The sequence below is a fragment of the Bacillus sp. ISL-75 genome, from assembly GCF_018613095.1.
Map to the genome: position 1 here is coordinate 75,383 of NZ_JAGGQX010000009.1, position 11,765 is coordinate 87,147.

Annotated in this window: 9 protein-coding genes and 1 pseudogene; all 10 read right to left on the bottom strand. The window is 39.8% G+C overall.

Translation table 11 applies throughout. The annotated features are described in order from the left end of the window. Positions 1 to 57 precede the first annotated feature (57 nt). The 10 genes and pseudogenes from J7E63_RS02740 to J7E63_RS02785 all read right to left on the bottom strand — a co-directional run bounded on the left by J7E63_RS02740 (position 58) and on the right by J7E63_RS02785 (position 11,736). Positions 58 to 1,230 (bottom strand): acyl-CoA dehydrogenase family protein, encoded by a 1,173-nt coding sequence (locus tag J7E63_RS02740; protein ID WP_215010188.1) that lies wholly within the window; start codon positions 1,228 to 1,230, stop codon positions 58 to 60. 154 nt (positions 1,231 to 1,384) lie between these two features. Further along, positions 1,385 to 2,890, bottom strand: a complete 1,506-nt coding sequence (gene tcuA, locus J7E63_RS02745; protein ID WP_215010189.1) for an FAD-dependent tricarballylate dehydrogenase TcuA — start codon at positions 2,888 to 2,890, stop codon at positions 1,385 to 1,387. A 60-nt stretch (positions 2,891 to 2,950) separates the two neighbouring features. Continuing rightward, the gene (locus tag J7E63_RS02750) at positions 2,951 to 3,904 is read right to left on the bottom strand and encodes a VOC family protein (protein ID WP_215010357.1); all 954 of its coding nucleotides are present in this window, start codon (positions 3,902 to 3,904) and stop codon (positions 2,951 to 2,953) included. Between the two features lie 26 nt (positions 3,905 to 3,930). Next, positions 3,931 to 4,770 carry an alpha/beta fold hydrolase gene (locus J7E63_RS02755; protein WP_215010190.1) on the bottom strand — a complete coding sequence of 280 codons (840 nt, stop codon included), beginning with the start codon at positions 4,768 to 4,770 and terminating at the stop codon, positions 3,931 to 3,933. A gap of 171 nt (positions 4,771 to 4,941) precedes the next feature. Further along, a complete protein-coding gene (locus J7E63_RS02760; protein WP_215010191.1) occupies positions 4,942 to 6,258 on the bottom strand; it encodes an MFS transporter in 1,317 nt (438 codons plus the stop codon). Between the two features lie 189 nt (positions 6,259 to 6,447). Next, a complete protein-coding gene (locus tag J7E63_RS02765) occupies positions 6,448 to 8,301 on the bottom strand; it encodes a XylR N-terminal domain-containing protein (RefSeq protein WP_215010192.1) in 1,854 nt (617 codons plus the stop codon). A gap of 27 nt (positions 8,302 to 8,328) precedes the next feature. Further along, a pseudogene (locus tag J7E63_RS02770) lies at positions 8,329 to 9,333 on the bottom strand (fumarylacetoacetate hydrolase family protein). 93 nt (positions 9,334 to 9,426) lie between these two features. After that, complete coding sequence (locus tag J7E63_RS02775) at positions 9,427 to 10,209, bottom strand: 2-keto-4-pentenoate hydratase (RefSeq protein ID WP_215010193.1); 783 nt, start codon at positions 10,207 to 10,209, stop codon at positions 9,427 to 9,429. Positions 10,210 to 10,242: 33 nt separating this feature from the next. Continuing rightward, complete coding sequence (locus J7E63_RS02780) at positions 10,243 to 10,725, bottom strand: flavin reductase family protein (protein ID WP_215010194.1); 483 nt, start codon at positions 10,723 to 10,725, stop codon at positions 10,243 to 10,245. Between the two features lie 57 nt (positions 10,726 to 10,782). Continuing rightward, a complete protein-coding gene (locus J7E63_RS02785; protein ID WP_215010195.1) occupies positions 10,783 to 11,736 on the bottom strand; it encodes a VOC family protein in 954 nt (317 codons plus the stop codon). Positions 11,737 to 11,765 lie beyond the last annotated feature (29 nt).

Genomic DNA, 11,765 nt, shown 5'->3' on the forward strand with positions numbered 1-11,765 from the left:
TCCATAAAAAAACACCTAAAAAGAGTTTTAGGTGTTTTTTATGCTGCCGTTAACTTATTACCCATTAATCGAAACATCAACGCCAAATTGTGTCTTTCCAAACGCTTCAACCGAGTCTTCATAAAGATTGGATCGATGGGTGCATACTGCCAAAAGATCGCGTACGAATATTTCAATTGGATCTCCTTTAAACATGGAAAATCCGCCAAGTGTCAATAAAACTTTTACAGCAATATCCGATACGTTCTTTGTGATTTTTGCCCTTATCGCGGCGAATTCACCACGTTTATCTTCTTTTCCCATTTCATAGTTTTCCAATAAAGAAATATATTTGTCTAGTAGACCTTCTGCCTCATAATATTTTATTATTAATTCAGCCAATACCCCCTGATGCCGGGAATCTTTAGCGGAATTCCCTCCCATTCGTACCCGCTTTTCCGTTCGGTTCTTAAATTCCTGCAGTAGGCGCTCAGCACCACCCAATGCAACCATTGGGAATCCGACACAAAAGGATGAGAAAAATGGAACATCATAAAGAGGATAGTCTTTATCATAACCCTGTGGCGGTCTGCCTGTACGATCGGCAACCGTAAGCCGTATTAGATGGTGCTTTGGAACATAGACATTATCGACAATTACCTGGTTGCTTCCCGTCCCTCTTAGTCCTAACGTATCCCAATTTTCTACTATTTCCACATCAGATATCGGTATATTTAGCATACATAGTTCAGTCTCTTCACTGTCATCCAGTTTCATTTTCACTGCAAGAGCCACCCAGTCACTATATAAGATTCCGCTTACAAAACTATACTTACCTGTAATCCGAAAACCGTCCCCATCCTTTTCCACTTTCCCTATAGGAGCAAAGATATCGGCAATTAATCCTCCTTGATTCACCACTTCTTCTGCTCCCTCTTTCGTCATAAATGCTACTAAACTATTATGAATGGAATATAGAAAGGTTAACCAAGCTGCAGAAGTATTATATTTTCCGACCGTTCGAATAATCTGGGAATACTCTCTTAAATCTACTTGTGGCTCACCATATTTTTTTGGCAGTAACAACTTAGATAATCGGGCCTCTTTTATCGCATCAATGACATTTTTTGAAACCGTTTTGTTTTGATCTGCCTCTAGTGCTTCCGATTCGGCAATTTTCCCAACCTTTTCTGCCCCTTTTAATAACAGGCTCAAGTCGGCCTTGTTTTCATCCAATACTTTGCTTACCATATTTTGCACCCCTTATTCATTTTATCTACACGTTTATTTTAATGAATATAAATTGACCTACCTAAATGGTAATACAGACTATTTTTTCCATTTTTATATATTCCCAATTGGTTTTGCAGTATAAATACTCTTTATTTTCCCCTTGCTTATACCTTCAAAACATCTCCTCTTTTTCTTTTACTTGGGTAATAAAACGTGAGGCATTTTCACCGGCAATTTTCCCAAAAACGGATCCTGCCATTAAGCCCGCACCACCAGGGTAGTTAAAGTAGAATAGGCCGCCTACCAGTTCCCCAGCAGCATATAACCCTGGAATCGATTGGGACAATACGTCTTGAACCTCGGTATTCGTGTTTATTTTTAAGCCGCCAAACGTAAAGGTGATTCCGCAGGTGACCGCATAAGCCTCAAAAGGACCTTCATCCACGGTATTGGCCCAATTGGATTTCCGCACCGCTAATCCATGTGTACAACGGCCATCCTTAATATTAGGGTTGAATGGTATATCTTTACGGACAGCCTCATTGTATTCCGCTATCGTCTTTAAAAAACCTTCCTTATCCACCCCATCAAGCTTTTCCGCCAACTCTTCCAAGGTATTAGCTTTGACCTTTGTTACCTTTCGTCCCCGATATTCCTCTCGTAAAAGCCCGGCTACTTTAGCATCGAATACCTGCCAAGCAAACTGTCCTGGCTGCTCAAGAATCATTTTTCCATATTTCGCATACGTATAGTTTCGAAAATCGGCTCCCTCATCAACAAAACGGTTTCCATCTGCGTTAACGATGATGCCAAATGGATAGCTGAGTTTTTGAAATCCTTCTGTAAATTCTGGAAGATAGCGGTCTCCGCCAACGGAATGGCAACCTGACCAGTTTCCAGCAGCAAGAGCTCCAATATTTAGCGCCATTTGAATGCCCTCGCCGGTATTAAAACGGCTACCTCTTGCTTTAGCTAAATCCCAATTGGGGCCTAAGTAGCGGGTCCGCATTTCCGGATTCGAATGGAACCCTCCAGAGGCGAGGATAACCGCTTTCGCATGGATTTCTGTTGTTTTTCCATTATGCTTAAAAACGACCCCATGTACGCCATCATCATCGTGAATGAGTTCGGTTGCCATCGCATTAAATAACACTTGAACACCTAAACCCTCTGCTTCAGCATGTAGTGCTCCAACTAAACCTGGTCCTCCACCTACGGATTCAACAATCATTCCACCCCAAAATTTAAAGATGCCATCCACTTTAAAGGCCTGGCGACCGTATATGGGCACCCACCTGACTTTATGGGACTGCATCCATTTCATTGTTTCGAAGCTTTTACTTGTTAAGAGGGAGGCAAGCTCTGGGTCGGTACGATATTCCGTTATCCGGCACATATCATCAAAAAATTCTTCCTCCGTATACGACCCAAAATCTGTCATGTCTATATCTTCCTGCGTTAGGTCCGGCATAATTTGTTTTAACTCTTCAACATCTTTATAGGCAAAGCGGATGGAGCCATGCGTAAACGTGCTATTGCCACCTTTTTCAGCCTCTGGAGCTTTTTCAAGCACAATGACATTGGCACCATTTTCCCGTGCGGCTATTGCAGCGCACATGGCGGCATTTCCTGCCCCTACTACAACAATATCAGTTTCATAGATTTTGTTTTCCGTCACAAAACTGTCCCTCGCTTTCAAAAAAACTGACTCAAGCTATTTCCTGAGTCAGCCTATAAATCACGCTTCGATCGTTGGTTTATTCAATTCCTTATCGCTTACGGTTTCTCCCCAATAGGTGTTAGCAATCGAGTGATCTTCCTCCGTCCACTCGACCGGTTCCCAGTCTGGTTCAAAAATTAAATAAGATCCGCTAAATAATTCCACTCGACAGCCGCTGCCAGGATCACATACATAGAGATAAAACGCTTGAGATACCCCGTGTTTACCAGGACCAATGAATTTAATGCCTTCTTCTGCAAGAATATCGGCAGCCCTAAGGATATCTTGAGCGTTATCGTGCCAATAGGAAATGTGATGAAGCTGGTTTGGTGTTTCTGCTTGCGGTCTTGAAATAACTGCAATATCGTGAACTAAAGGAGTAACACTCATCCAGCCTGCAACGGTCGTTTGTTCATGGTATCTCACATATTCACGAAGCTTAAATCCTAATTGGCTGCCTAAGTAATCGAGAATTTCACCGACATCCATGGAAGTAGCAATATTTACATGGTCAAATCGCCTTGGCGAGCAGCCGCGCGCCCACGCTTTGTACGTTTGATTTTTTAAGACAGAACGGCTTTTTTCATCTGCTTTAGGCTTTTCTACATCATAGTAAATTTCAAAAGAGTGCTGGCTTGGCAGTTTAAAGCGTATCGCTCGTCCTTGACCAGCTTCTTCGCCCGCTTCAATCCAGTTAACCTCAGTTCCAGCTTTTTCAAGCAGCTGGGCAAAGCCCTCCACATCTTCCGGTCGTTTCGTCCTCCATCCAATATGATCAACGTACCCTTTCTCTCCTGCTGTTAAAGAGAGGGAATGATGTTCAAAGTCGCCCCATGCACGTAAGTAATAGGTTCCAGCTTTTTCTTCTGTTACTTCCAATCCAATGACATCCCTGAAAAACCATAATGATTTTTCCAAATCCGGTGTGACGAGTGCCACATGTCCTAACTTTGCAATCTCTGGTAAAGTCATCATTATACCTCCGCACGTTATATTTTTTAGATTGAACTAGAGAAATAGTTTTGGATTAAATTATTAAAGCTTTCTTGGTTCTCAATTTGTGTCCAGTGGCCACATTGACCGTAAACATGTAATTGAACATTCTGGAGATGTGAGAGTAGGTAATAGCTAGATTCAACCGAGCAAACCATGTCATCACGTCCATGAACAAGTAATATTGGGTTTTGGATCCGTTTAAGTGCTGTTACTGGCACAGGGACAGCTGCTGTCGCAAAGATAGATTCGTTGGAAAGATGGATTTCTGGACGCATCGCTGTCTCATATCGTGTAGCAGCTAGCGAGTCTATTTCTGGAGCAAGTTTTTCCACATCATACACGAACCAGCCCATAATTTGACGCATTTTCTTTTCAGATGGATTATCGTAGAATCCTTTAGCACGAGCTAGTTCAGGACTTAACTTTGTATTCGGTGTCCCTCCAGGTCCCATTAAGACAACTCGGCCAAAACGTTCTGGATATTCTAGTAATAGTTCCAATGCAATGGAACAGCCTAACGAATTCCCAACCACGTGAGCCTTTTGTATTCCGTAACGATCCAGCAGTTCAATCAGCTGATTTACCCAAAGGTCCATCCATCCCTGTCTGTTCTTTGGAAGTGCCTCAGGATGTCCACTTTGTCCGAAGCCAAGCAGGTCTGGAGCAATACAGTCATATGTTTCACCACATGTATTTAATGCGTACCTCCAGTTAGCCCATGCAAAAACACCTGGTCCAGAGCCGTGTAAGAATAATATAGTTTCAGAATTGCCCTCACCTGAACGATTTACAAATGTTTCAAAGTTATCCGTTTTAACTAGCTGTTGAGTAATGTTTGCCATTTTGAAATTCTCCTCCTTCAGTAAATAAAACTATCAAGGGAACATCCAAAATAATGTAACCCTTTTCATTTTTTAACCCTGTCTAAATTTTAGAAAATTCAGCATTCTAATTCTAGAGAAAAAACCATCTGACTTCCTACCATTTTTAGATAGTTTTTATTGGTTTTTTAACTATATTTCTACGACTATTTTGTCTTCTATTTCCTTCGGATCTTTCTTTGCTAATTTAAGTGTTGTGAGTGTGATTAAACTGATTAGCAGGAATCCAGCAATGATGAACATCGCTTGCTTAAAATTGAAAACACCCATTATATATGGCCCAACGAAACCGCCTAATGAGGAAAGAGTACTTACTAAAGCGATGCCAACAGGTGCAGTAGATTCTGAGAAGAAGAATGTGATATATGCATAAAAAGTACCTGATATACCATATAATCCCGCGGATGTAATGGAGAGCATTAAGACCATAAGTGGAACGCTTGATACAAAAGCACAGCCAATGAATCCAACCATGGCAATAAACACACTTGCTCCTAAATGCAATTTGTGTGTGTTCGTACGATCTGCATTCCATCCCGTAAAAAGAATCGACGGAATCGCAACAATCGAAGGAATCATGGCTAACCAGCCAATTTGTAAGTTAGTCGTTGTAGATGAAGACAAAGATTTAATAATGGTTGGCATCCAATAGGAAAGTGCATTTACTGCGATAAAACCAGCGATATTAAATAAAGCTAATTTCCACAATTTTGACTCTTTCAACATACCGAGATGAGAGGTTTTATTTAACTTGGCACTTAATTTTCGTTCCTTGTCTAATTCTCCCTCGAGCCATGTTTTTTCTTCCGTCGTTAACCATTTTGCGTTAGCAGGTTTATTGGTCAAATAAAACATAACCACAATCCCTAAAATAACAGCTGGCAAACCTTCTAAGATAAACATCCATCTCCAACCCGCCAAACCATTCCATGTGATTGTATCCATGATCCAGGTTGACAGCGGAGCACCGATCAACGCACTTAATGGCAAGGCAACAAAAAAAAGTGCTGTTGCTTTTCCGCGTTCACGTGCCCTGAACCAATACGTTAAATATAGAATGATCCCTGGAACAAATCCTGCTTCAGCTGCACCCAGTAAAAAGCGTAATATATATAAGTGGGTTGCTGATTGGATAAAGCCTTGGAACACAACGACAATTCCCCAAGTAATCATAATACGGGCAATCCACAACCGTGCCCCGACCTTATTCAAAATCATATTACTAGGAACTTCAAAGAGGAAATAACTGATAAAAAATAGACCAGACAACAAACCAAAAACTTCAGCTGTTAATGACAAATCCGCATTCATCTGTAAGGCTGCATAACCCATATTGACTCGGTCTAAGAAGGCAACCACATACAAAAGCAAAATAAATGGCAGAATTCTCTTCATTGTTTTCTTTACCGTGCTTTTTTCAATCAGATTAATAGATTGTCCTTGATTCAAATAAATTCCTCCCTATAAATAGCATGCATTTGAAAGTGCTTACAATTTCATATTTTAGAAAATTCTGTATACTGTATCTAGAGTAAAAACTGTTGGAATTTACACTATTTTTAAGTTGTTTTTGTTGGTTTTTATCAAATGATGAACTCAATAAATAAGAGCAATCCGATTAGGACTGCCCTTAGTTGTTTATATTTTTAGCTCTCCCAATGCCATCAGTGAGTCAAGAATTAGCAAGAGCTGATAGCTTTGGGAAGAATCCCGCAAATCTTTATTGATTAGCGTTTCAATCTTATTGATTCGATACATTAGACCACTCATAGATAAGGAAAGGTCATCCATCGTCTGCTGAAGTTTTCCACCATTAGATAAAAAGACATAGAGTGTTTTCAGTAATTCTTTTTGTTTCACATCATTTAATTTATATAGTGGTCCTAATTCTTGTTTTGCGATTTTCTTAATCCCGCTTACATTTTTTGAATTTATTAGGACACCAACTATCCCTAAATCTTTAAAACCATTAATTTTTTTATCTGTGGACATCCGTAAAGCAATTAATGACTCTTCGAAATAATCCAATATACTCTCAATATCCTCGGATTTATCACTTATCCCGACTTTATATTGATAAGATGAATACGTTGTTTCAATATGTTTCAGGATTTTTTCCATTATAGCGATAATATTTGTTGTTTCGGGGATCAGCATAATAATCTGACCCTCATACTGACCAATTAACGCTTTATATCCTTGGATATCGAGATACTTGGCAATGGTCTCTAATATTTGGTCATAGTGATCAAAGCTATTCTGGGTGGTCTTTCCCTTCTCTTTATAATCAATTGCGGCAATATAAAAAGGGTTCTCAAGGTTAAAGCCCATATGCCGGCCACGCTTGATAATTTCCTCCTTGGAGGAATATTGCCCCTTAAGGATTTGTTCTAAAAAATACCCCTTCATTTTTTCAAGTGCTTCAAAACTTGTTTTTTCGTTTAAAAGGTACAATGAGGCGGCATTGGCAACCCTCTCTATAAACATAATATCCGTTTCCACGCTTTTCCCTGGTTCATTTATATAAAGAAAGGTACAATATCCAATTACTTTTTTTTGGACAATAATGGGCGTAATCAAACGTTCCTGATTTCCTGTCTTTATTCTAGTCGTTTCATTAAATAATGGCAGCAGGTTGTGATTATTCCTATTTTTTCGAATTAAATTCTCTTTTAGGTTGTAATTAAGACTAATATATTGCTCTTCCTTCAGCCCTGAGTAAACAATTTTTTGGAAGCTTAAATCTTCAATAGAAATTGGGATTCTCAATAATTTAAAAGTGCTATCAGCAATATCCTGAAGATTGCTTCCATTCGAAACACTTTCCGTTAATTTCTTATGAAATTTAGATACGGTTTCGATAAAATTCCGCTGCTCTAACAATTGCTCATAAGTATACTCCAGTTCATCAATGATATTACTTTCATGATAGAAATTAAGTTCCTCTTGAATTTCATTTCCCCAATCCTCTTGCAGCCTTGCTTCGAAACAGCATTCAGCATCTCCCATAGCAATACAGCTAATTTCCTTAACAATGACACTCTTCCTGCAAACAGTAGACATATATCCGCTTGCGTAGCCTGTCAACGTATGACAGACCGGAATGTCTGATTTGCCATGATGCTTTAGATGTTCAATTGCCTCAAATGAATCAATCCATTTTCCCTTGCCCAGGATTGATTTTATCGTTTCGGAATCACTCATTTCGATAATTCTTTCGGACTTCATGTCTTTAAAATGTCCCGTGCTTAAATGAAGAATCGATGCTTGATTAAGAAGGTCATTGATCGATGAACTTGTTTTCATTGCTTCTTCTGCATCACTAACACCTAAATTCCAACCATAACGAAGTAGAAACCCTTTTGCTCTTTTAGTCCCTAGATTCTCGATTAAACCTTTCCTTAGGAGTCCAAAAGCAGCAGAAGTTGAAAGGATTTTTTTATTTCCATCTTCTGTGGAGCTAGGTTTATATGATTGGGCTAAGTTACTCAATATTAATTCCCCCTCTCAATTTAAGGGTTAAAAGGAGTTTACATGGCTTTTCTTTATACTTGGAACGACTTTATTTATTTGTTCGCCAAGATCGATTAATCCATTTGAGCTACGAATTTGGGAGCGAATGACATCGCCATCCTTAAGGTATTTGCCACTGATTAATTGTCCCTCTTCAAGTAAATCCAACTTTTGTTGATAAGGTATAGACATGTTTGATAAAAGTTCCAATACTTGTGGAGTTAGATTTAGAGCAACCCCGCCTGCAGTTCCAGTAACAATCAGATCCCCTGGGGATAAATCCATAATTTCCGAGAGCTCTGTTAGGGTTTCTGCAGGTTTGTAAAGCAGTTGATTTGAATTGGCAGATTGCCTTAATTCATCATTCACCCAAAGATTTAACTCAAGATCATGAATCAATGGCAGTTCTTCCTTGTCAAGCAAATAAAGATAAGGACCTGTTGGACAAAAAGTTCGGTAGCTCTTACCTTTCAACCATTGCCCCTCTGAAAGCTGAACATCTCGTGCAGAAACATCATTAACAATCACCAGCCCGGCGATATACTGATGAAGGTGTTCGTCAGTTATATCTATCGCCTCTGAGATTTCTGTTCCGATTACGAGACCAAGCTCCAATTCCTAATCTAGTAGTTTAACATCGCGCGGCCTTACAATTTCGCTAGTGGCGCCGCAAAGGGAACTGTCAGCTTTGCTAAAAATCATATTAAAAGGAGCTCGTGCAGCTTCCATTCCCGTCTCAGCACGATGCTCTGAGTAATTGACTCCCTGACAAACGATTCGTGCTGGCTTTGTCACTGGACTCAAAATGGTCACTTCATTTAATGCAACACATACTGTATTATCTTGAGCATTGATGGTACGAGCTTCTTCTTTCCCATGCTCCAAAAAATCAGCTAAACTTTGGTATGTACCTGATAAAAGGCGGATTTGATCTCCTGATACCACTCCCCATTGCTCTTTTTGTTCCTTTTCGAATCTAACAACTTTAATACCCATTTTACTACCTCTCATTTTATGGAATTTTTTTCTTTACAATAAAGACTCCTTACATAACGATATACAAGGAGTCTTCAAACAAAAATCATACTAGTGTTTTAATTATTTTTAACGGTTTCTTTTGAAGCTCGCTGATACTGAACCCATATGTTCAAATTCTGCTGTGAATGTATCCCCATCCTCTATGACTATCGCCTTTGAAAGAGCTCCAGCAAGAATAACTTCACCAGCATATAGTGAGATACCGTAATTACCTAAGGCGTTAGCAAGCCAGGCAACGGCTTGAGCAGGATTCCCCATTACAGCTGCACTTACAGCAGAGTCCAAAAATTCATTATTCTTAAATACATTCATGCCAATTTTGGTGAGGTCAAGCCCATCTATCTTAGCAGTTGTTTTGCCGATAACCGCCCCTGCTGAAGAGCCATTGTCTGCTACCGTATCTTCGAACTTGATTTGCCAGTCTCTAATACGACTATCAATAATTTCGAGTGCCGGTACAATGTAATCGGTTGCTTCGATGACGTCATTCATTGTTACTCCAGGACCCCTTAAATCTTTTTTTAAGACAAAGGCGATTTCGAATTCAATCTTTGGCTGGATAAACTGATTTAGTCCAATCGTCTCTCCATCCTCATAGATCATGTCATTAAGAAGGTGCCCATAATCAGGCTCGTTCACATTAAACATATCCTGCATCGCTTTACTTGTGAGACCGATTTTTTTCCCAACAATTACTGCACCTTTATCCACTTTATGATGAATTTGATGCAGCTGAATTTGGTAGGCTTCATCCACAGAAATTTCTTCTGTAGATGAAGTAAAGGGAGCAATCGGCTGTTTCTCACTTTCCGCTTCCATTAGGGCTGTAGCAGCTTTTTGAATATCCATTACCACTGCTCCTTTATCATGGTTGTGATTTTTTTAATTTGATGTAACAGTTGATTCCTCTAATAAGGTACGATAGCGTCCGCTATAAAAAAGAAGTGGTTCGGCATCTTCAAGCTTAATATCAGTCACCTTACCGATAAAAAGGGTATGATCCCCTTCTACGTGTTCAGCAGATACTTCACAGGCAATTTGGGCGACGGCACCAGCTAATACTGGTTTCCCATCAAGACGGTCAAAAATGACTTCCCGTGGCTCTTTTATTTGTCCAGCAAAAATCATTGAAAGTTCCTGTTGATCTGCAGCTAAAATATTGACTGAAAATGTTTGACTTTGTTTTATTTTCTCAAGGATTTTAGCTTTTTCCCCAATCGAGATGACAACTAGCTTCGGACTGAGTGACACGGACATGAAGGCATTTGCAGTCATTCCATGCACATCACCCTCGACATCTGTAGCAATAACGGTTACACCTGTTGCAAATTTTCCCATTGCGGCTCTAAATAATCGATCATCCATTCTAATGACCCCTTTCTGTTTTTCCGATTATATTATCTTAAGTTATCTATTAAACTCTTACGCTTCGATCGTCGGATTGTTTTCTGGAAGTGTGTCTGTTTGGTCACCCCAGAAGGTGAAGCCTACATCCATTTCATCCAAAGTCCACACAATTGGTTCCCAGTCTGGTTCAAAGATTAAATACCCATTGGTGAACAATTCCAAGCGGACTCCGCTGCCTGGATCGACAACGTAAATGTACATAGCTTGGGAAATACCGTGCTTACCAGGACCTTTAAACTTTATCCCATTTTCAGCTAAGATATCTGCTGCCCGAAGAAGATCTTGGGCATTATCAAGCCAGTAAGACAAATGGTGAATTTGATGTGTCGATGGTGAAAATGGATCATGGCTTACTGCGATATCATGCACCAATGGTGTGACACTTAACCAGGCACCAATTAAAGATTCATCTGGAGCTTGAACACATTCCCTCATTTTAAAACCTAGCTTTTCTATTAAATAATCAGAAATGACATTTGCCTTTAATGATGATAGGAGATTGACATGGTCTATTCTTCGTGGAGATACGCCGCGCGCCCATGATTTATAAGTCTGATTCTTTAATACCGACCGTTTGGACGGCTCCGCTAATGTTTTTTCCATGTCATAGTAAATTTCAAAGCGATGTTCACTTGGTAATTGAAAGCGAATCGCTCTTCCTTGGCCCGCTTCTACACCTGCTTCAATCCAATTCACTTCTGTCCCTGCTTCCTTTAGAAGCTGGGCAAATCCTTCAACATCTTCCGGTCGTTTTGTCCGCCACGCAATGTGGTCTACATACGACTTCTCTCCTGCAGTAATTGAAAGCGTATGATGTTCAAAATCACCCCATGCACGTAGATAATGTGTTCCGTTAACTACCTCTGTTTCTTCAAGACCAATTAGTTCTTTAAAGAACCATAGTGATTTTTCGAGATCTGTTGATACTAAAGCAACGTGCCCTAATTTTGCGATTTCTGGTAAACTCATAGCTTATACCTCCCTATTTTCCTTAAATT

What these genes read in the sequence shown, in the direction of transcription:
- J7E63_RS02740 (WP_215010188.1), bottom strand. Translation starts at nt 1,230, where the DNA reads ATGGTAAGCAAAGTATTGGATGAAAACAAGGCCGACTTGAGCCTGTTA.
- J7E63_RS02750 (WP_215010357.1), bottom strand. Translation starts at nt 3,904, where the DNA reads ATGACTTTACCAGAGATTGCAAAGTTAGGACATGTGGCACTCGTCACA.
- J7E63_RS02755 (WP_215010190.1), bottom strand. Translation starts at nt 4,770, where the DNA reads ATGGCAAACATTACTCAACAGCTAGTTAAAACGGATAACTTTGAAACA.
- J7E63_RS02775 (WP_215010193.1), bottom strand. Translation starts at nt 10,209, where the DNA reads ATGGATATTCAAAAAGCTGCTACAGCCCTAATGGAAGCGGAAAGTGAG.
- J7E63_RS02780 (WP_215010194.1), bottom strand. Translation starts at nt 10,725, where the DNA reads ATGGATGATCGATTATTTAGAGCCGCAATGGGAAAATTTGCAACAGGT.
- J7E63_RS02785 (WP_215010195.1), bottom strand. Translation starts at nt 11,736, where the DNA reads ATGAGTTTACCAGAAATCGCAAAATTAGGGCACGTTGCTTTAGTATCA.